General features: G+C 66.6%; 18 protein-coding genes. 9 read left to right on the top strand and 9 right to left on the bottom strand.

Features of this window, described 5'->3' with window-relative positions; genetic code table 11:
- Window positions 1–6: 6 nt before the first annotated feature.
- A complete protein-coding gene (locus tag G6N42_RS10435) occupies window positions 7–1,476 on the bottom strand; it encodes a CYTH and CHAD domain-containing protein (RefSeq protein ID WP_163729360.1) in 1,470 nt (489 codons plus the stop codon).
- 85 nt (window positions 1,477–1,561) lie between these two features.
- On the opposite strand from G6N42_RS10435, the gene G6N42_RS10430 reads away from it, so the two are divergent.
- Window positions 1,562–2,341: an enoyl-CoA hydratase/isomerase family protein gene (locus tag G6N42_RS10430; protein ID WP_163729358.1), complete on the top strand. Its 780-nt coding sequence runs from the start codon at window positions 1,562–1,564 to the stop codon at window positions 2,339–2,341.
- Between the two features lie 86 nt (window positions 2,342–2,427).
- On the opposite strand, the gene panB is transcribed toward G6N42_RS10430, so the two are convergent.
- On the bottom strand, window positions 2,428–3,264 hold the full coding sequence (gene panB / locus G6N42_RS10425; protein WP_163729356.1) for a 3-methyl-2-oxobutanoate hydroxymethyltransferase: 837 nt from the start codon (window positions 3,262–3,264) through the stop codon (window positions 2,428–2,430).
- A 157-nt stretch (window positions 3,265–3,421) separates the two neighbouring features.
- On the opposite strand from panB, the gene G6N42_RS10420 reads away from it, so the two are divergent.
- The 7 genes from G6N42_RS10420 (at window position 3,422) to G6N42_RS10390 (ending at window position 12,740) form a co-directional block, all read left to right on the top strand.
- The gene (locus G6N42_RS10420) at window positions 3,422–4,813 is read left to right on the top strand and encodes a WS/DGAT/MGAT family O-acyltransferase (RefSeq protein ID WP_163729355.1); all 1,392 of its coding nucleotides are present in this window, start codon (window positions 3,422–3,424) and stop codon (window positions 4,811–4,813) included.
- A gap of 45 nt (window positions 4,814–4,858) precedes the next feature.
- Complete coding sequence (locus tag G6N42_RS10415; protein ID WP_197905530.1) at window positions 4,859–6,370, top strand: alpha/beta hydrolase; 1,512 nt, start codon at window positions 4,859–4,861, stop codon at window positions 6,368–6,370.
- Complete coding sequence (locus tag G6N42_RS10410) at window positions 6,367–6,807, top strand: GNAT family N-acetyltransferase (RefSeq protein ID WP_232076530.1); 441 nt, start codon at window positions 6,367–6,369, stop codon at window positions 6,805–6,807. The genes G6N42_RS10415 and G6N42_RS10410 overlap by 4 nt, the downstream gene beginning before the upstream one ends.
- A gap of 100 nt (window positions 6,808–6,907) precedes the next feature.
- Window positions 6,908–8,248, top strand: coding sequence for a type I glutamate--ammonia ligase (glnA, locus tag G6N42_RS10405; RefSeq protein ID WP_163729348.1), 1,341 nt, complete (start codon window positions 6,908–6,910; stop codon window positions 8,246–8,248).
- 45 nt (window positions 8,249–8,293) lie between these two features.
- A complete protein-coding gene (locus G6N42_RS10400) occupies window positions 8,294–11,254 on the top strand; it encodes a bifunctional [glutamine synthetase] adenylyltransferase/[glutamine synthetase]-adenylyl-L-tyrosine phosphorylase (RefSeq protein WP_163729346.1) in 2,961 nt (986 codons plus the stop codon).
- A gap of 2 nt (window positions 11,255–11,256) precedes the next feature.
- Window positions 11,257–11,886: a PaaI family thioesterase gene (locus tag G6N42_RS10395; RefSeq protein WP_163737282.1), complete on the top strand. Its 630-nt coding sequence runs from the start codon at window positions 11,257–11,259 to the stop codon at window positions 11,884–11,886.
- A complete protein-coding gene (locus tag G6N42_RS10390; protein ID WP_163729344.1) occupies window positions 11,883–12,740 on the top strand; it encodes a TIGR03619 family F420-dependent LLM class oxidoreductase in 858 nt (285 codons plus the stop codon). Before G6N42_RS10395 ends, G6N42_RS10390 begins: the two co-directional genes overlap by 4 nt.
- Here the strand turns inward: G6N42_RS10390 and G6N42_RS10385 are convergent.
- Window positions 12,737–13,276: a DoxX family protein gene (locus tag G6N42_RS10385; RefSeq protein ID WP_163729342.1), complete on the bottom strand. Its 540-nt coding sequence runs from the start codon at window positions 13,274–13,276 to the stop codon at window positions 12,737–12,739. The genes G6N42_RS10390 and G6N42_RS10385 overlap by 4 nt on opposite strands.
- Window positions 13,277–13,386: 110 nt before the next feature.
- On the bottom strand, window positions 13,387–14,823 hold the full coding sequence (gene glnA / locus G6N42_RS10380; protein WP_163729340.1) for a type I glutamate--ammonia ligase: 1,437 nt from the start codon (window positions 14,821–14,823) through the stop codon (window positions 13,387–13,389).
- 118 nt (window positions 14,824–14,941) lie between these two features.
- On the opposite strand from glnA (G6N42_RS10380), the gene G6N42_RS10375 reads away from it, so the two are divergent.
- On the top strand, window positions 14,942–15,424 hold the full coding sequence (locus G6N42_RS10375; protein ID WP_163729338.1) for an RDD family protein: 483 nt from the start codon (window positions 14,942–14,944) through the stop codon (window positions 15,422–15,424).
- A gap of 4 nt (window positions 15,425–15,428) precedes the next feature.
- On the opposite strand, the gene G6N42_RS10370 is transcribed toward G6N42_RS10375, so the two are convergent.
- The 5 genes from G6N42_RS10370 to G6N42_RS10350 are packed head-to-tail and all read right to left on the bottom strand — an operon-like array spanning window position 15,429 to window position 20,650.
- Complete coding sequence (locus tag G6N42_RS10370) at window positions 15,429–17,255, bottom strand: amidohydrolase (protein WP_163729336.1); 1,827 nt, start codon at window positions 17,253–17,255, stop codon at window positions 15,429–15,431.
- A gap of 21 nt (window positions 17,256–17,276) precedes the next feature.
- Window positions 17,277–18,029: a DUF4191 domain-containing protein gene (locus G6N42_RS10365; protein ID WP_083125426.1), complete on the bottom strand. Its 753-nt coding sequence runs from the start codon at window positions 18,027–18,029 to the stop codon at window positions 17,277–17,279.
- 4 nt (window positions 18,030–18,033) lie between these two features.
- A complete protein-coding gene (gene lipA / locus G6N42_RS10360) occupies window positions 18,034–19,035 on the bottom strand; it encodes a lipoyl synthase (RefSeq protein WP_163729334.1) in 1,002 nt (333 codons plus the stop codon).
- The gene (gene lipB / locus G6N42_RS10355) at window positions 19,032–19,724 is read right to left on the bottom strand and encodes a lipoyl(octanoyl) transferase LipB (protein WP_163729332.1); all 693 of its coding nucleotides are present in this window, start codon (window positions 19,722–19,724) and stop codon (window positions 19,032–19,034) included. Before lipB ends, lipA begins: the two co-directional genes overlap by 4 nt.
- A 17-nt stretch (window positions 19,725–19,741) precedes the next feature.
- Window positions 19,742–20,650 carry a TIGR01777 family oxidoreductase gene (locus G6N42_RS10350; protein ID WP_163729330.1) on the bottom strand — a complete coding sequence of 303 codons (909 nt, stop codon included), beginning with the start codon at window positions 20,648–20,650 and terminating at the stop codon, window positions 19,742–19,744.
- Between the last annotated feature and the right edge of the window lie 19 nt (window positions 20,651–20,669).

Here is a 20,669-nt window from a genome sequence, read left to right as displayed (position 1 = left end):
CGACTCCTAGCGAACGGACTTTCTCAGCTTCTTCAGTGCGGCGCCGAGGCTCTCCTCGGCTCGACGTGCGACTTCGGCTTCAAGCTGATAGAGCACCCCGTAGGTGAAGGTGTCCTCGCCGGCGGCGTGCGCGACGGCGGCCTCCTTGCTGAGGTGATTCCGGCTGACGACGCTGTCCTGATGATCGCCGAGCAACGACTGAATGGCCTTCGCGCGGTCGGACACCTTGTCGTCACCCGTCGCCGACGCCGTATACCGAAGTCGTTTGGCGCGCTTACGAATTCGGTGCAAAGCTTCGTCTCGCTCGGCGTCGGACTCGGCGGTGTCCGCTGCCTTGGCCGCTTTACGGACCTTCTTGTACGCGGCGGCGATGGTCAGCGTTGTGGGCTCTTCGTCACCGGGCGCCGGCGGTGGCGGGGGGGTGGCCACCAATGCCTCGAGAGCATCGAGCAGCCGGAAGTACCGATCGGAGCGCATCGCGATCAGCGATCGCCGGTGCCCCGCGGAGTAGCGCTTCTTCGCGCCGTCGACCAGTCGCTCGCGCACCGGACCGCGGATCAATTCCGCGGGCAGTTCGTCGAGTGCTTTCTCGTACTTCTCGGCGAGCACCTCGGCGTCGCGCGCCACACCCAGCACGGACGCGAGCTGGCGCAGTTCGTCGAGGATCCAGGCGTCGTCGGTGATCCCGAACGCGTCCTCGGACGACTGCAACAGACTGCGGATCTTGCGTGTCGTGACGCGCATCTGGTGTACGGAGTCGTAGACATCGGCGCGAACCGCCCGATCCCACTCCAGCAACTCGTCGACATGTCCGGCCACCGCCCGGTGGATCGGATCGTCCGGCAGCTCCGACGGCTCGGACTCGGCCGTCGATTCGAGTACCCGGGCCAGCTTGGAACCGTGCCCGGCAGGTACCGCGCCGGCATCCAGGAGCCTGTTCGCGAGCCGCTCCAGCAGTTCTCGATCGCCGCCCTCGGCGAGCTCGAGCTCCCATTCGCGCCACCGTTGTTCCGCGCCGTCCAGCCCGGCCGAGGCGGTGACCTGGTCATCGCAGAACTCCGCGAGCGCCACGCCGTCACGTCCGTAGAGCATGTCGACGGTGCGCTCGGTCGAGATCCGCGCCACGGGAGCCAACGGCCGGTCCCGCACGATGGCCAACACGACGTCGCGCAGCGCCTCCGGCACGTCGTCGCCCGAGCTGTCCAGCGGCTCCCGCACCTCGGTGCGGGCGTCGGCACCTGCGGGCAACTTGAGGTGCCATCCGGCGTCGGGGCCGCCGGTGCGCCGGCGCAACGTGATGCGGTGCGCGGCCAGGTCGCGGTTGGGGGTGTCGAAGTAGACGGCGTCGAGTTGCTGCACGGGAGAACGCTTCACCGACGCGACCGCCGAGAGCCCGTCGAATGACGGGGAGACGGTGGAGTCGACGACGTCGAACTTGCGCTCGACCTCCAGATAGCTCGAAGTGGATTTGCCCATGGTGCGGGCAAGACTGCCACATTCAGGTAAACGAGGAGGCCGGGGGAGAGGTTGAGCAGTTGGACAGCGGCGATAAGGTCCAGGGGTGACCGACTACGAAACGATCGAATTCGAGCCGTCCGGTGCCATCACCCGGATCACCCTGAACCGGCCCGACGCCGCAAATGGGATGACCGACACCATGACTCGCGAGCTCGCCGATGCGGCCCGGCGCTGCGACACCGCGGCGACGAAGGTGGTCGTGCTCACCGGTTCGGGTCGGTTCTTCTGCGCCGGAGGCGATCTGAAGTCCTTTGCGCCTGCGCCCGACAGGGGCCTGCACATCAAGGGCGTCGCGAACGATCTGCATCGCGCCATCTCGAGCTTCTCACGGATGGACGCCGTGCTCATCACCGCGGTCAACGGCACCGCCGCCGGAGCAGGCTTCTCGATCGCGGTGACGGGCGATCTCGTCCTTGCCGCGGAGTCGGCGTCGTTCACGATGGCCTACACCAAGGTGGGGCTCTCGCCGGACGGCAGCTCGTCGTACTTCCTGCCGCGGCTCATCGGCATCACCAAGACCAAGGAACTGATGCTGACCAATCGCACTCTCTCGGCTCAGGACGCCGCACAGTGGGGTCTGGTCACCGAGGTGGTGCCCGACGATCAATTGGCCGCGCGTGCCGACGCGCTGGCCGAAAAAATGGCGGCCACCTGCGCCGGGTCCAACGGCTCCGTGAAGGCACTGATGCTGTCGACGTTCAGCAGCGGTCTCGAGGAGCAGATGGAATTCGAGAGCCGGCTGATCGCCGAACGTGCCAACTCCGCCGACGGCCGCGAAGGCGTCGATGCCTTCATGGCCAAGCGGAAGCCGGAGTTCTCCTAGCTCGCGAGCCTGCGCGCCGAGTGTGGACTTGTAACACGCGAATCTGTGTAGATGCGTGTGGGTAACCCACGTTCGCGGGTGAAAAATTAGAAGGAGTGCTCTTCGGCGGGGAACGTCCCGCTCGCGACCTCGTCGGCATACTGCGTTGCGGCGCGGCTCAATTCGGCACCCACATCGCCGAAGCGTTTGACGAACTTTGCGGTCTTACCGCTCGTCATGCCGGCCATGTCCTGCCACACCAGCACCTGCGCATCGCAGTTGGGTCCGGCTCCGATGCCGATGGTGGGAATGGTCAGCTTGCCGGTGATCTGAGTGGCCAGTTCAGCGGGAACCATTTCGAGCACCACGGCGATGGCCCCGGCTTCCTGCACGGCGATCGCGTCGTGGACGGTCTGCTCGGCGCCGTCGCCGCGGCCCTGGACGCGGAACCCGCCCAGGCCGTTGACGCTCTGCGGGGTGAACCCGATGTGCGCGACCACGGGGATGCCGGCCTGGGTCAGGGTCGCGATCTGATCGGCGACGCGCTCGCCACCCTCGAGTTTGACCGCACCCGCACCGGTCTCCTTCATGAACCGGGTGGCCGTGGCAAGAGCCTGCTGCGGGCCCGCCTCATAGCTGCCGAACGGCAGGTCGGCGACCACCAGTGCGTGCGACGCGCCGCGGACGACGCCGCGGACCAGCGGGATGAGCTCGTCGGGAGTCACCGGCACCGTGGTGTCGTAGCCGTACACCACGTTGGCCGCCGAATCGCCGACCAGCAGGACGGGAATGCCTGCATCGTCGAAAATGCGGGCGGTGGAGAAGTCGTAGGCCGTCAGCATGGCCCACTTGTGACCTTCTGATTTCCATTTCTGGAGGTGAAGGGTACGGACCTTCGTCCGCGGCTTCTCCGCGGCAGCGCCATAGACAGTCTGCTCAGACATCGTTGTCCCTCACGGGTTGGTCCGGTCGATCCTCGAGGCCCATCCGGGTCCCCGGGTTCGTCTGACCTGTTCAGTCTGCCACTTCGGGCGCCGAAGTTGAAAGGCGCGTTGAGTGGATTTCCTCACACCGGGCTCAGCCCGGCCTAACATCGGCGGCATGCAACGGTTAAGCGGACTCGACGCCAGTTTCCTGTATCTCGAGACCGCGCAGCAACCGCTGCATGTGTGTTCGATCCTCGAGCTGGACACGTCGACCATGCCGGGCGGGTACACCTTCGACCGTTTCCGCGACGCGTTCGACCTGAGGATCAAGGCGATGCCGCAATTCCGGGAGAAGCTCGCCGACAGCAGGTTCAACCTCGACCATCCAGTGTGGGTGGAGGACAGGGATTTTGACGTCGACCGGCACCTGCACCGCATCGGTTTGCCCGCCCCGGGCGGTCGCCGCGAATTGGCCGAGATCTGTGGGCACATCGCCTCGCTGCAACTCGACCGCAGCCGGCCGCTGTGGGAGAAGTGGGTGATCGAGAACGTCGAGGGCACCGACCCGCAGGACGGCGGGCGCATCGTCGTGATGACGAAGGTCCACCACTCCGGTGTCGACGGGGTCTCGGGGGCCAACCTGATGTCGCAGCTGTGCAGCACCGAAGCCGATGCTCCGCCGCCCGATCCGGTGGACGGTCCTGGCGATGCGAGCTCCCTCGAGATCGCGGTCTCTGGCGCGGTCAAGTACGCCACCCGGCCGCTCAAGTTGATCAATGCGCTTCCGTCGACCCTGTCGACGGTCGTGGACACCGCCCGCCGCGCCCGCGGGGGCAACGCCATGACGGCCCCGTTCGTCGCTCCCAAGACCGCCTGGAACAGCAACGTCACCGGACATCGCAACGTGGCGTTCGCGCAGCTGGACCTCGAAGACATCAAGACCGTCAAGAACCACTTCGGGGTCAAGGTCAACGACGTGGTGATGGCGCTGGTGTCCGGTGTGCTGCGCAAGTTCCTCGACGATCGCGGTGAGTTGCCGGAGAACTCGTTGGTCGCCATGGTGCCGGTGTCGGTGCACGACAAGTCGGACCGGCCCGGCCGCAACCAGGTGTCGGGCATGTTCTCCAAGCTTGAGACTCAGATCGAGGACCCAGCGGAGCGACTGAAATCCATCGCCGACTCGAATTCGGTTGCCAAACAACACAGTTCGGCGATCGGGGCGACCCTGCTGCAGGACTGGACCCAGTTCGCGGCGCCCGCGGTTTTCGGTGTCGCGATGCGGGTCTACGCCGCCAGTCGGCTGAGCGGGGCCAGGCCGGTGCACAACCTCGTCGTCTCCAACGTCCCCGGCCCGCAGGTTCCGCTGTACTACCTGGGCTGCGAGGTGGACGCCATGTATCCGCTGGGGCCGATTTTCCACGGCTCCGGCCTCAACATCACGGTGATGTCGTTGGCCGGCAAACTGAACGTCGGGATCGTGTCATGCCCGGAGTTGCTGCCCGATCTGTGGGACATGGCCGACGACTTCAAGGCCGCCCTCGACGAGTTGCTCAGCGCCACGCGATAGCCGCCTAGCCAGCGCGGATGTGCGGTCATGGCAGCATGTGGTGCCATGAGCCTGAAGATCGGCGTCCAAGTGACGGCGTTGATGTTGCTGGTCGCCGGTTGCACGAACTTGGTCGAGGGGCGCGGCGTGGTCGCCGTGCCCCCGCCGGGAACGCCGATCGAATGGGGGGAGTGCGAGAACTCGTCCTCCGACGGCGAACCGGCCCCCGTCGGTGCCGAGTGCGGCATGTTGTCGGTTCCCGTGAACTGGGCCGAGCCTGACGGCGAGGTCGCGCGGCTGGCGATGATCCGGTTCAAGGCGACCGGAGACAAGATCGGCTCCCTGATCGTCAACCCCGGCGGTCCTGGCGAGTCGGGTGTCGCGGCGGCGACCAGCATGGTCGGGCTGCTGCCCGACAGCGTCCGCCAACGATTCGATCTGGTCGGCTTCGACCCGCGCGGCGTGGCCGCCTCCACGCCCGCAGTGTGGTGCAACTCTGACGCCGACAACGACCGGCTCCGCGCCGACCCTCAGGTGGACTACACGCCCGAGGGTGTCGAGCACATCGAGTCCGAAACCAAGGCGTTCGTTCAGCGCTGCATCGACAAGATGGGCGACGAATTCCTTGCCAACGTCGGAACTGCCAGTGTCGTCAAGGATCTCGACGCGATGCGGGAGGCGCTCGGCGACGAGAAGCTGAACTATCTCGGCTACTCGTATGGCACCCGCATCGGCGCGCTGTACGCGGAGGCCTATCCGGACAAGGTGCGCGCGATGATCCTCGACGGCGCCATCGACCCCAACGCCGATCCCACCGAGGCCAACATTCGCCAGGCCAAGGCATTCCAGACAGCGTTCAACGACTACGCCGCCGACTGCGCCAAGGACGCGGACTGTCCGCTGGGCACCGATCCCGCCAAGGCGGTCGACGTCTACCGCAGCATGGTCGACCCGCTGGTGGAAGACCCGTTGAAGACGCGTGATCCGCGCGGGCTGAGCTACTCCGACGCGATCGTCGGCACCATCCTGCCGCTGTACTCGCCGAATCTGTGGCGCCACCTCACCCAGGCCCTCAAGGAGATCAAGCAGGGGGAGGGCGACACGATGCTGGCGCTGTCCGATCTCTACATGGGCCGCGACGAGAACGGCCACTACAACAACTCGACCGACGTCCGCGTGGCGGTCAACTGCGTCGACAAGCCGGCGGTGACCGACCGCGCCAAGGCCGTCGAGGAGGACCGGCGGGCCCGTGAAGCGGCGCCGTTCATGAGCTATGGCGAGTTCACCGGGCACGCTCCGCTCGGCACCTGCGCGTTCTGGCCCGTCCCTCCGACGACCGAACCGCACGAGATCAAGGTCGACGGGCTACCGCCGATCCTGGTGATCTCGACGACCAACGACCCCGCCACCCCGTACGAGGCGGGCGTCGACCTGGCGCGTCAGCTGGGCGGCACGCTGGTCACCTTCGTCGGCACTCAGCACACGGTGGGCTTCCAGGGCGAGGGCTGCATCGACGACATCGCGGCGAAATACCTGGTCGATCTCACGGTCCCGCCGGAGGGCGTCCGTTGCGAGTGAACATCACCGGTGTCACGGTTTCGGATCTGCCGGAGCTGTTACCGATGATGCGCGGCTATTGCGACTTCTATCGCGTGGATCCGTCCGATGAGCGGCTGCTGGCCCTGTCGAACGCGCTGATCGACAACCCAGACGAGGGTGTGCAGCTGATCGCGCGCGTCGACGGGACACCGCTGGGGTTCGCGACGATCTACTGGACCTGGCAGACGTTGTACGCCGCACGCGTCGGCGTGCTCAACGATCTGTACGTGGAGTCGGCGGCGCGTGGCACCGGCACCGGCCGGGCGCTGATCGAGCGGGGTCTGCAGCTGTGCCGCGACCGCGGTGCCGAGAAGTTGGTGTGGGAGACGGCCCCGGACAACGCGACGGCGCAGCGGCTCTACGACGGAATCGGCGCGTCGAAGTCGACCTGGCTGAGCTACGAACTCGACGCCTGACCGTACGCACTGCTGATCGAACCCGCCCGATTTACCTGCTCTTCGCGCAAGCGCTCATCGCCGTAACACAGATTTAACAGCCGGTGCATACCCTGCGGACATGGACCGGCAGAAGGAATTCGTGCTGCGCACGCTGGAAGAACGCGATATCCGCTTCGTCCGGTTGTGGTTCACCGATGTGCTCGGATACCTCAAATCGGTCGCCATCGCGCCCGCCGAACTCGAAGGCGCGTTCGAGGAGGGCATCGGCTTCGACGGTTCGGCGATCGAAGGCTTCGCCCGGGTTTCCGAGGCCGACATGGTGGCACGGCCCGATCCGTCCACCTTCCAGGTGCTGCCGTGGACGTCCAGTGCCGGCGACCACCACTCGGCCCGCATGTTCTGCGACATCACGATGCCCGACGGTTCGCCCTCGTGGGCGGACTCGCGCCACGTGCTGCGCCGCCAGCTGTCCAAAGCCAGCGACCTCGGCTTCTCCTGCTACGTGCACCCCGAGATCGAGTTCTTCCTCCTCAAGCCGGGTGAGTACGACGGCAGCGTGCCCGTCCCCGCCGACAACGGCGGCTACTTCGACCAGGCCGTGCACGACGCCGCGCCGAACTTCCGCCGCCACGCCATCGACGCACTCGAGCAGATGGGCATCTCGGTCGAGTTCAGCCACCACGAGGGCGCACCGGGCCAGCAGGAGATCGACCTGCGCTACGCCGATGCGCTGTCGATGGCCGACAACGTGATGACCTTCCGCTACGTCGTCAAGGAGGTCGCGCTCGGCGACGGGGTGCGGGCCACGTTCATGCCCAAGCCGTACTCCGAACATCCCGGCTCGGCAATGCACACCCACATGAGTTTGTTCGAGGGCGAGAACAACGCCTTCCACAGCCCCGATGACGTGTTGCAGCTGTCCGATGTCGCCAAGTCGTTCATCGCGGGCATCCTCGAACACGCCAACGAGATCAGCGCCGTCACCAATCAGTGGGTGAACTCCTACAAGCGGCTCGTCCACGGCGGCGAGGCGCCGACCGCGGCGAGCTGGGGAGCGGCCAACCGCTCGGCGCTCGTGCGGGTCCCGATGTACACACCGCGCAAGGCATCGTCGCGACGCGTCGAGGTGCGCAGCCCCGACTCGGCGTGCAACCCGTATCTGACCTTCGCCGTCCTGCTCGCCGCGGGGCTGCGCGGCATCGAGAAAAACTACGTGTTGGGCCCCCAGGCCGAGGACAACGTCTGGAACCTCACCCCCGAGGAACGCCGCGCGATGGGCTACAAGGAGCTGCCGGGCAGCCTCGGTGTGGCGCTGGGCGAGATGGAGAACTCCGAACTGGTCGCAGAAGCGTTGGGGGAGCATGTGTTCGACTACTTCCTGCGCAACAAGCGCGCCGAGTGGGAGAACTACCGCAGCCACGTCACGCCGTTCGAGCTCAAGACGTACTTGTCGCTGTAGCCGTCTGTAATCCAGCCCCTGGAGCTGGTGCGCTAACGTCGAGCCGTGGCCAAACCTGCGACGCAGCGACCGAAGCTGCCCAGCGTGGGACGCCTTGGGCTGGTCGAACCCTCGGCGCCCGCCGACCTCGATCGGCTGGGTTGGAACACCGATTCCCACGTCGAGTTGTTGTGGTCGTTGTCGCGCGCACCGGATGCCGACACCGCGCTCGCCGCGATGGTCCGTTTGGTCGACGCATTGGGCGACGGCTGGAGCGAACTCAATCAGCAACTGCTGACCGACCGCGGTCTGCGCGGCCGGCTGTTCAGCGTGCTCGGGTCGTCGCTGGCGCTCGGCGACCACCTTGTCGCCCACCCCGAGAGCTGGAAGCTGTTGGCCGGACGGGTGACGTTGCCGTCGGCCGAGGAGTTGCGCGCGATCTTCGGTGATCTCGCCGAAAAGGCAACGGACACAAGGGATGCGCTGCAACCGCTGCAAAGCCTGTACCGCGACCGGCTGCTGGTGCTTTCGGGTCTGGACCTGGCTTCGACCGTGGAAAACGAAGCCGTCCTGCCGTTCACGACGGTTGGTGAGCATCTGTCCGACCTTGCCGACGCGGCGCTCGGCGCAGCGTTGGCCGTTGCGCACAAGTCGGTGGGCGGCGAGATGCCACGGCTGGCCGTCATCGCGATGGGCAAGTGCGGTGCGCGCGAGCTGAACTACGTCAGCGATGTCGACGTGATCTTCGTGGCGGAGGGCTCGGCGGACCAGCTCGCGATCGCGACCCGGGTGGCCGGCGAGATGATGCGCTTCGCGGGTGATGCGTTCTTCGAAGTGGACGCCGCGCTACGTCCGGAGGGCAAACGCGGCCAGTTGGTTCGCACGCTGGACTCGCATGTCGCCTACTACCAGCGCTGGGCCAAGACGTGGGAGTTCCAGGCGTTGATGAAGGCGCGACCCGCCGTCGGCGACGCCGAGCTCGGCAAGCAGTACATCGACGCTTTGATGCCGATGGTGTGGACGGCGTGCGAGCGGGAAGACTTCGTCACCGAGGTGCAGGCGATGCGCCGTCGCGTCATCGACAACGTGCCGGCAGGCATGCGGACCCGCGAGATCAAACTCGGCCCCGGCGGGCTGCGTGACGTCGAGTTCGCGGTCCAGCTGCTGCAGCTCGTCCACGGCCGCCACGACGAATCGCTGCACGTGGCGTCGACGGTCAACGCGCTGGCCGCGCTCGGCAACGGCGGCTACATCGGCCGCGACGACACAGCGAACCTGACCGCGTCATATGAGTTCCTGCGGCTGCTCGAACACCGACTGCAGCTCCAACGGCTCAAGCGCACGCACATCCTCCCCGAGGATGACGACGACGAGGCGCTGCGCTGGCTGGCGCGGGCCGCACACATTCGCCCCGACGGCACCCACGATGCTCTCGGCGTGCTGCGCGAAGAGCTGAAGCGGCAGAGCATGCGGGTATCGCGGCTGCACGCCAAGCTGTTCTATCAGCCGCTGCTGGAATCGGTTGGCGCCTTCGGGATTCCGGAGGGACTCAGTGCCGACGCCGCCGAGCGTCAGCTGGCCGCGCTCGGCTATGAGGGGCCGCAGAGCGCGCTGACCCATCTGAGGGCGCTGACGGGCGAGGGCGGCCGCCGCGGGCAGGTGCAGCGGGTGTTGCTGCCGACGCTGCTGGACTGGCTGTCGGATACGCCCGACCCCGACGCCGGTCTGCTGTCGTACCGGCGGATCAGCGAGGCGCTGTCCGACGCGCGGTGGTACCTGTCGACACTTCGCGACGAGGGTGCGGTGGCCAAGCGGCTGATGCAAGTGCTGGGCACCTCGGCCTATGTGCCCGAACTGCTGATGAGGGCCCCTGAGGTCATCCAGCTCTATGCTGACGGCCCCAGCGGACCCAAGCTGTGCGAAGTCGAGCCGGAAGGGGTCGGCCGAGCGCTTGTCGCCTCGGCGGGGCGCCATGCCGACCCGGTGCGGGCCATCGCCGCGGCACGCACCCTGCGCAGGCGCGAGCTGGCTCGCATCGCGTCGGCCGACCTGCTGGGCATGCTCGAGGTGACCGACGTGTGCCAGGCGCTGACGTCGGTGTGGGTGGCCGTACTGCAGGCCGCGCTGGAGGCGGTGATCCGGGACAACACGGGCGAAGACGGCGCGCCCGCGCGTATCGCCGTGATCGGGATGGGCCGTCTCGGTGGCGCCGAATTGGGCTACGGGTCGGACGCCGACGTGATGTTCGTGTGTGAACCGAACGCGGGCTTCGAGGAGTCGGTCGCGGTCAAGTGGTCGGTGTCGGTGGCGGAGAAGGTGCGCACGCTGCTCGGCACGCCGTCCGCGGATCCGCCGTTGGAGGTCGACGCCAACCTGCGACCCGAGGGCCGCAGCGGTCCGTTGGTGAGAACGCTTGCCTCCTATGAGGCCTACTACGAGAAGTACGCGCAGACGTGGGAGGTGCAGGCGCTGCTGCGCGCGCACCGGGTGGCCGGCGATCCCGATCTAGGGGAGCGCTTCCTGTTGATGATCGACAAGACGCGGTATCCCGCGGGCGGTGTCTCGCAGCAGGCGGTCCAGGAGATCCGGCGCATCAAGGCGCGCATAGATGCCGAACGACTGCCGCGCGGCGCCGACCCGAATACGCACACCAAGCTCGGCCGCGGCGGACTCGCCGACATCGAGTGGACAGTGCAGCTGATACAGCTGCGGTACGCCCACAAAGTTCCTGCGCTGCACAACACTTCGACGCTCGAGGCACTCAACGCGATCGGCGCGGCCGAGCTGATCGCCGAGGGCGATGTCGAACTGCTTCGGCAGGCCTGGCTGACCGCGACGCGGGCGCGCAATGCGCTGGTGCTGGTGCGCGGGAAGGCGACCGATCAGCTTCCGGGGCCGGGACGTCAGCTCAATGCGGTGGCGCTGGCCGCCGGCTGGAAGAGCGACGACGGCGGCGAGTTCCTCGACAACTACTTACGTGTCACGCGTAGGGCAAAAGCAGTGGTACGAAAGGTGTTCGGCGAGTGAGCATGGACTTCGGGTTCGACGTGATCAGCGATGCGGAGTACGAGCGCCAACGCGCGCTCTACGGACCGCTGACGGAATCGGTGCGCAGGCTCATCGACGCCGGTTTGCATACCGAGGTCGACGAGGACACCGTGCGCGACGCCCAGGACAAGATCGACGCGTTGACCGCGCTGCTCGAAAGCAAGAAGCGCGCCGTCACGTCGACGCTGCGGCACGAGGCCACCGGGCGGCCGCTGGCGTGGGCCAATCCCGCTGTGGGACTGCGGAATGCGATCGCGCCACCGATGATCATCCACCACGAGGACGATGGACAGTGCTGGAGCGAATTCACCCTGAGCGGCGCCTACGAGGGGCCACCGGGATGGGTGCACGGCGGCATCTGCGCCCTGGTGCTCGACCACCTGCTCGGCGAGGCGGCCAGCGAGGGGCTGACCCAGCCGAAGTTCACCGGCACGATCTCACTGCGGTATCTGCGTGGCACGCCGCTGGGGCCGTTGCGCGCGGAGGCTTTTGTAGAGCGGTCCGAGGGTGTGAAGACTTTCGCCCGAGGCTATTTGAAGGATGCCGACGGCCCGACGGTCGAGGCGGAAGGCGTGTTCATTCGCCCGGCGTGGGCGCGTGACGCCGGATGAAGATCTATGTGAGCGCTGCCTTCCTCGACACCGGCGAAGTCGTCGAGATCGCCAAGGCCGCCGATGATCTGGGCTACGACGGTCTGGGCATCCCAGACCATGTGATCAACCTCGAGACGCTGAAGACGCCGTATCCGTATACCAAGGACGGCAAGCGGCGGTGGGAAGCCTTCACCGACTGGCCGGACCCCTGGGTGCTGATCGGCGCCCTCGCCATGGTGACGACGCGGCTGCGTTTCGTGACGACCGTCTACCTGCCCGCGATGCGTGACCCGTACTCGGCGGCGAAATCGATTGGCACGTCGGCATTGTTGGCCGGTGGACGGTTGGAACTCGGCATTGGCGTCGGCTGGTGCGAGGAAGAGTTCACCCTCATGGGGCAGCAGTTCGCCCGTCGCGGTAAGCGCACCGACGAGATGCTCGCGCTGATGAAGGAGCTCTGGAAGCCGGGCTGGACCGAGTTCGACGGCGAGTTCTACCAGACCCCGCGGCTGGAGATGGAGCCGACGCCACCGCCCATTCCGATCTACGTCGGTGGTCTCTCCGACATCGCACTGCGTCGCGCCGCGAAACACGACGGCTGGATCGGCGACCTGATCAGTACCGACCAGGCGCTGATACGTGTGGAAAAGCTACGCGAGATGCGGGCCGCGCAGGGATTGTCGATGGACGACTTCGTCGTGATCACGCCGCTGACCGATGCGTTCACCCCCGAGCACTACGACCGCGCGCAGGCGGGCGGAATCGACGGGATCATCACGATGCCGTGGATGTTCTACTCGGGACCGCTGGCCACCCTCGACGAGAAGATCGACGGTATGCGCAAGTTCCGTAAGGACATGGCGCTGGACTAGCGGCGGCGGAATCGGCTGAGCAGTCCGCCGCGGCGGACGGGCGCACCGGTTGCATGACCTGCCGGCGCGGCGGTTCCGGTGACCACACGGTTCGGCGCCACACCTCCGCCGCGGGCGCGACGGCGGCTGTCGACGGCCCAGGCGCCGCCTCCCGTGGTGGCGAGCAGCAGGAAGCCGAAGCAGTACAGGACGGCCAGTTCACCGCCATTGGCGATCGGCCAGAACGGTTGAGTCGCATCGCCCTTGAGGATGGGCCAGTGTGCATAGAAGTACGCGAATGCCATCTCCCCAGAGGCGATGAATGCCGCGATTCGAGTGAACAGCCCGAGGGTGATCAGGATACCCAGGACCAGTTCGATTAGGCCGGCCCACCAGTACGGGAAGGAGCCCGTTTCTATCGGCGCGGGCGCAGCGATCGGCCAGTCGAACAGCTTCTGCGTGCCGTGCATCATGAACATCAGGCCGAAGACGATGCGGAAAAGGCTCAAGACGGGGGATGAGTAGCTGGCGAGACGTGCGTCCAGATTGGTCGTCATGTGCTGCAACCCTACGTGAGGACGGACAGGATTTTCACAGCTGAATGCCCAAAGGGCCGGCGGCGCAAACGCCACCGGCCCTTCGGTCAGAGCTCCTTGTTGCGAGCCGACTAAACGTCGTAGTAAAGGGCGATCTCGTAGGGGTGAGGACGGATCTGCACGGGCATGATCTCGTTCTCCCGCTTGTAGGAGATCCAGGTCTCGATCAGGTCCTCGGTGAAAACTCCACCCTCGGTGAGGTATTCGTGATCCTCTTCGAGCTTGTCGATCACCGCGGACAGCGATGTCGGAGCCTGCGGGATGCTGGCGGCCTCGTCCGGCGGCAACTCGTAGAGGTCCTTGTCGACTGGCGCCTGCGGCTCGATCTTCTTCTTGATGCCGTCCAGGCCGGCCATCATCATCGCCGCGAACGCCAGGTACGGGTTGCCCGAGCTGTCGGGGGCGCGGAACTCGAGACGCTTGGCCTTCGGGTTGTTGCCGGTGATCGGGATACGCACCGCGGCCGACCGATTGCGCTGGCTGTACACCAGGTTGATCGGGGCTTCATAGCCTGGGACCAGACGCTTGTAGGAGTTCACCGTCGGGTTGGTGAACGCCAGCAGCGACGGCGCGTGGTGCAAGATGCCGCCGATGTAGTGGCGCGCGGTGTCCGAAAGGCCCGCGTAACCCGACTCGTCGTGGAACAGCGGCTGGCCGTCCTTCCACAGCGACTGGTGGGCGTGCATGCCGGACCCGTTGTCACCGAACAGCGGCTTGGGCATGAAGGTCACCGTCTTACCGGCGGCCCATGCGGTGTTCTTCACGATGTACTTGAACAGCAGCAGGTCGTCGGCCGCGTGCAGCAGCGTGTTGAACTTGTAGTTGATCTCGGCCTGCCCGGCGGTGCCCACCTCGTGGTGGCCGCGTTCGATCTCGAAGCCCGCGTTCTGCAGATTGGTCGTGATCTGATCGCGCAGGTCGACGTAGTGGTCGTACGGTGCGACGGGGAAATAGCCGCCCTTGGGGCGCACCTTGTAACCGCGGTTGGGGGATCCATCGGCCTCGAACGGCTCGCCGGAGTTCCACCAGCCGGCCTCGGAGTCGATCTCGTAGAACGTGCCGTTCATCTTCGAGTCGAAGCTTACGGAGTCGAAGATGTAGAACTCGGCCTCGGCGCCGAAGTAGGCGGTGTCGGCGATTCCGGTGCTGGCGAGGTAGTTCTCCGCCTTGCGGGCCACGTTGCGCGGGTCGCGCGAGTACGCCTCGCGGGTGAACGGATCGTGCACGAAGAAGTTGAGGTTCACCGTCTTGGCGGCACGGAACGGATCGATGCGCGCCGTCTCGGGGTCGGGCAACAGCATCATGTCGGATTCGTGGATCGACTGGAAGCCGCGCACCGACGAACCGTCGAAGGCCAAACCGTCCTCGAAAACGCTCTCGTCGAACGCGGACGCCGGGATCGAGAAGTGCTGGACCACGCCGGGCAGATCGCAGAACCGGATGTCGACGTATTCGACTTCCTCATCCTTGATCAGCTTGATGACGTCGTCAGCCGTCTTATCTGCCACTGAGAACTCTCCTTATATCTGGTAACCCGCGCGTTGACGCTATGGACAGGATGTTGCACCGTCATCAACCTCATGTTGCGCCGAAGTTACGCAATGCCGCAGCGCATATCCTGACAGTATGACCCGTCCCCTGGGGTCCTGGCTGTCGGGTTCGGACCCGAGCGGCGAATCAGGAGCCAACGAATACCCCGGTCAGCGCCTCGGCCTGCCTCCGTCCGGTCCCGGATCGATCGCCGGCTTCGGCAGGCGCATCGCCGCGTTGCTGATCGATTGGTTCATTGCGTACGGGCTGGTCGGTCTTCTCGTCGCGGTCGGTCTGATGAACCAGCAGACCTTCCTCTACACCCCGCTGGGATCCACCTCCATCGCCGTGGTCTGGGTCGTGCTCGGCATCATCTCCGTGCGCCTGTTCGGCTTCACTCCGGGTCAGCTGGCACTCGGCGTGCGGGTGGCCTCCATCGACAATCGGATTCACGTCGGCCTCGGCCGCGCGACCGTACGCGGGATCCTGGTGTTCTTCGTCATCCCGGCGCTGTTCACCGACAGCGATCTGCGCGGCTACCAGGACCGCTTCACGGGCACGGCGGTCGTCAAGCGCTGATGCCTCAGACCTGGTGACGGATCTCGCCGTTCATCATGGTCATCGTGACCCGGGCCTGGTGAATGTCGTGCGGATCGACCTCGAGGATGTTCTTGTCGAGAACGATCATGTCGGCGAGCTTGCCGACCTCGAGCGAGCCCACCTTGTCGTCCAACCGGATCTGGTAGGCGGCACCCAGCGTGTTGGAGTGCACCGCCTCCTCGACTGACAGCCGCTGGTCGGCAGGTGGCAGCACTTCGGCGTCGGGGTCGCCGATCAATTGCCGTGTCACCCCGAGCTGTATTGAATCCAGCGGTTTGTAGGTCGAGTAGTACCCCGCCGCCGGCCAGTCGGTGCCGAACGAGATGCGGCCGCCGGTCTCCAACACGTCCCGCGCGCGGTACATCAGATCCTGGCGGGGCTTGCCGTACCGGGCCGCCATGTTCACCACGGTGTCCGGGTCAGCGGACATCCAGTTCGCGGAGAACTGGGCGACGACTCCGAGCTTGCCGAACCGCTGGTTGTCGGGGTCCTGAACATAGACCAGATGCGCGACAGTGTGTCGGCGGTCCCGGGGCGGGTTCGCCGCGATGGCCCGCTCGATGGAATCCAGCGCGACGCGTGCGGTCCGTTCACCACACGCATGGACGTGCACGTCGAAGCCGGCGGCGTCGACTCCGCCGATCAGTTGATGCCACTGGTCTTCGGTGAACGGCGACGCCCCCGCGGAGTCGGGTTTGTCCGCGTACGGGTCGATCAGCCACGCCGTGTATCCACCCTGCGTACCGTCACCGATGATCTTGACGGCGCCGACCTGGACCAGCTCGGTCGAGATCCGGTCGCGGATGTCGGTCAACTTGGCGGCCGCGTCGTCGACCGGTGGCGATTTGACGCTGTAGGACGCGACGACGCGGAACGGTAACGCGCCCCTGGACTCGGTGGCGGCATAGAGCTCGATCAACGCGCCCTGGTCGTCACCGATGGGTGGCACACCCGCGTCGAACACCGACGTGATGCCCGCCGCCGAAGCCTTCGGCAGCCACGCCTCCATGAGCTTTCCCATGGTCTCGGGGGAGATCGGCTCGATCGCGTTGACCAGACCGAGCACGGCATTGACTTCGAGGACGTAGCCGGTCGGTTCGCCGTTCTCGTCGCGGACGTAGTAGCTGAATCCGGGGATGGGGTCCTCGGATTCGCGGGTGATGCCCGCCGTCTCCAGCGCCTTGCTGTTGGCCCACAGGCTGTGCCCGTCGATGGCGAAGAAGAAGCCGGGACGGTCCGGCAGGACCTTGTCGAGGTCGGCGCGGGTCGGCCCCTCGGGGCCGAACATGTCTACGCGCCAACCGAATCCACGCACCGGGCCCTCGGGGTGGTCCTTGGCGTACTGGGCGATTGCGGCCAATGCGTCGGCTCCGGTCGGCACCTGCAGGTCGACGCCGGTGGTCAGGAATGCCCCGAGAAACGGGTGGATGTGGCCCTCCACGAACCCGGGCATGAGCAGTCGGCCCGCCAGATCGATGACCTTGGTGTCCGGTCCGGCAAGTGCCATCGCGCCCGCTTCGTCGCCGACGTAGCTGATCGCGTTGCCGGTGACGGCGACGGCCTCGGCCCATGGCGCCGCGGTCGACACGGTGTAGATCGGGCCGTTGCGGAACACGAAGTCGGCGTGATCAGGATCGCCGCCGGCCGACGTCTGCGGGGCCTCGGACCCGGGCTGGACCGTACACGCGCTGGCCGCTGTCACCGCGACCGTGACGGCGGCGGCCGTCAGCAGCGTGCGACGCGTCAGGTGTGTGCGACTAGTCCGACCGAAGGCAGCGAAGTGCGGTGCCCAATCGCACGCAGTGCACACCTGTTTCCCCCCGGACCGGTATCACTTCCTTCGGACAGTGCGTTGCACGCCGCGCATCTTGGCCTGTGCCGGCAACGGGCCCTTCGGCATCGCGGCTGGTCCAATCTTGCTGCCGAGCGCCGCCAGCCGCGACTCCAGTGAGTCCATCTGCTTGACGGTGATGTTCGCGGGCAGCTTGTTGAGGTGGCGTTCGAGCTTGGCGAGCGGAACCTCGTCCTCGCCGTTGCCGATCACGATGTCGTAGATCGGGACGTCGCCCACCAGGCGCGCGGTGCGTTTCTTCTCCTGAGCCAGCAGCGGCTTGACCCGCGACGCCGAACCCTCACCCACGAAGATCACGCCGGGACGTCCGATCACCCGGTGCACCGCGTCGAAATGACCGGTGGCCGCGACGCCGGGAGTGACCCGCCACTTGCCGCGCAGATTGTCCAGCGCCCACGCCGCCGCACCAGTCTGCCCTTCGGCCTTGCGGTACACCGACTTCTGCGCCCGGCGGCCGAAGATGATGAACGCGACGAGCGCTCCAAGCACCACGCCCAGCGGAATCATCAGGTACGTGGTGAACCCGCCGGCGAAGATTCCGAGGGCCACCGAGGCCGCCACGATCAGCACGAACGCGCCGATCATGTAGGGCAAGAGCCGCTTGTCCTCTTTGCGCTGAATCTGGAAGGCCTGCCACAGCTGGCTGCGGCGCTGCTTGGAGGCTGCCTTCCGGGCCGCCTTGGCTTCGGCCTTGGCCGCCTTGTTCGCGGCGGTGTTGCGGGGTTTTGCCATTTGTTCAGGATACGGACTGCGATGTCGCCGCCGAGGCGGCTCCGGAAGGCTTCGCGGGCCTTGCCGCGACGGCCTGTGCATAGAGGCGTCCGGCGCGGTACGACGACCGCACCAGCGGGCCGGCGAGCACACCGGCGAAGCCGAGCTCGGTGGCGAAGCCCTCGTGCTCGACGAACTCCTCGGGCTTGACCCAGCGCTCGACGGGGTGATGGCGCACCGACGGACGCAGGTACTGCGTGATGGTGACGAGGTCGCAGCCCGCCTCGTGCAGATCGGTCAATGCCGCGCGCACCTCGTCCGGTGTCTCGCCCATGCCGAGGATCAGGTTGGACTTGGTGACCAGACCGGCGGCGCGCGCCGCGGTCAGCACCGAAAGGCTGCGTTCGTAGCGGAAGCCCGGCCGAATCCGCTTGAAGATGCGGGGCACCGTTTCGACGTTGTGGGCCAACACTTCTGGCCGTGCTTGAAACACCTGAGCCAGCAGTTGCGGATCGGCGTTGAAATCGGGGATCAGCAACTCCACGCCCGTGTTCGGGTTCAGTTGCTTGATGGCGCGGACCGTCTCGGCGTACAGCCAGGCTCCGCCGTCGGGAAGGTCGTCGCGGGCCACCCCGGTGACCGTCGAATAACGCAGTCCCATCGCCTGCACGCTTTCGGCGACGCGGCGCGGCTCGTCACGGTCGAGTTCGGCGGGTTTGCCGGTGTCGATCTGGCAGAAGTCGCAACGCCGGGTGCACTGCTCGCCGCCGATGAGGAAGGTGGCCTCCCGGTCCTCCCAGCATTCGAAGATGTTGGGGCAGCCCGCCTCCTCGCAGACGGTGTGCAAGCCCTCGCGGCGAACCAGCGCCTTGAGCTCCTTGTACTCCGGGCCCATCCTGGCTCGGGTCTTGATCCACGGCGGCTTACGCTCGATCGGCGTCTCGGCGTTGCGCACCTCGAGACGCAGCAGCTTTCGGCCCTCCGGAGCGGCATGGCCGGCGACGTTGGACCCAGGAGCGGTTGTCACTGCGTCAATGCTACCGACAGGCGGCCGTCGAGGGCGGCATCGACGGCCGCGGCTACCGGCTCGATGACGTCGGCGACCCGGATCTGCCGGCCCAACTCGGCGGTCAACGAGGTGACCCCGGCATCGGAGATGCCACACGGCACGATCGCCGAGAACGCGGACAGGTCGCAATCGCAGTTCAGCGCGAACCCGTGCAGTGTCGTCGATCGCGACACCCGGATACCGACGGCGGCCACCTTGCGGGCCGGAGCGGCAGCCGATCTCGAGGAAGACCCACGCACCCACACGCCGGAGCGGCCCTCGATCCTGCAGGTCTCCAAGCCGAGGTCAGCGCACACCGTGATGAGCGACTCCTCAAGGCGCCGAACAAAATTCACCACGTCCAAAGGCTCGGCCAGTCCGATCACCGGATAGCCCACCAACTGTCCGGGACCGTGCCAGGTGATCTTGCCGCCGCGGTCGGTATCGATGACGGGAACGTCGGGCGTGCCGGGTCTTTCACTGGGCAGGGTGCGCTTGCCCGCCGTGTAGACCGACGGGTGTTCGAGCAGCAGCAGTGTGTCGGGGCCGCCTGCGACGCGTGCGTCGGCCAGCTCGCGCTGCAGCTGCCACGCCTGCCGATAGTCGACGGTGCCGAGTCGTTGCACGTCGATGGGTGTCGTCACCGACCGAATGGACACTGGCGCCATGTCTTTGACGGTACGCGTTAGCCGGCCTTCGGCGCGGTGGCGAACGCCAGCGCCTCGCCGATCGTGTTGTGGTGGAACTCGAATCCGGCGCGCTCCAGGGCGGCCGGAATGGCGCGCTGGCCTCCGAGCAGGCCTTCGTCGGCGAACTCACCGAACGCGGCCCGCAACGCGAAGCCGGGCACCATCAGCGGTGTGGGGCGGTTCACTGCGCGTCCAAGGGCGGTGGTGAACTCGGCGTTGGTGACCGGCGCGGGTCCGGTCAGATTCACCGGACCCGACAACTCGTCCTTGGTGATCGCGAACAGTATCGCGCGCACCTCGTCCTCCAGGCTGATCCACGGCATGTATTGGCGTCCGTCGCCGAGTCGGGCACCCAGGCCAAGCGAGAACAGCAGTTTGAGGCGGCCGAGCACCCCGCCGGCATCCGTCAGGACGAGTCCACTGCGCAGCAGAACCACCCTGGCGCCGCTACTCTCGGCAGCCGCCACCGCGGCCTCCCAGTCCTGGCTCAATTGAGCCAGGAAGCCGTCGCCTGGGGGCGCGGTTTCGTCGACGGTGCGGCTGCCGGTATTGCCGTAGTAACCCACCGCGCTGGCGTTGACGAGCACGGGCACACCGGCTTCCGCAACCCCGGCGGACAACACCTCGGTCGGCCCGATACGGCTGTCGCGCAGGGCCTGCTTGAACGCGCCCGACCATCGTTTGTCGCCGACGTTCACACCGCACAGGTTCACCACGGCGTCGACCCCGGCCAGCGCGCCCGGGTCGAATTCGCCGGTGTCGGGGTTCCAAAACACCTCGTCGGGGTTGGACGGTGCGCGGCGCACGATGCGCAGCACCCGGCGATCGGTGGCCCGTAGGGCGTACACCAAAGCAGAACCGATGAGGCCGGACGATCCGGCAATCGCAATGACGGCGTCGGACACGACGGACGGCAGTCCTTCC

The sequence above is a fragment of the Mycobacterium gallinarum genome (assembly GCF_010726765.1).
GTDB classification, from domain to species: Bacteria; Actinomycetota; Actinomycetes; order Mycobacteriales; family Mycobacteriaceae; genus Mycobacterium; species Mycobacterium gallinarum.
Note: the sequence above shows the minus strand (reverse complement) of the source record. Positions and strands in the feature narration are given on the sequence as shown.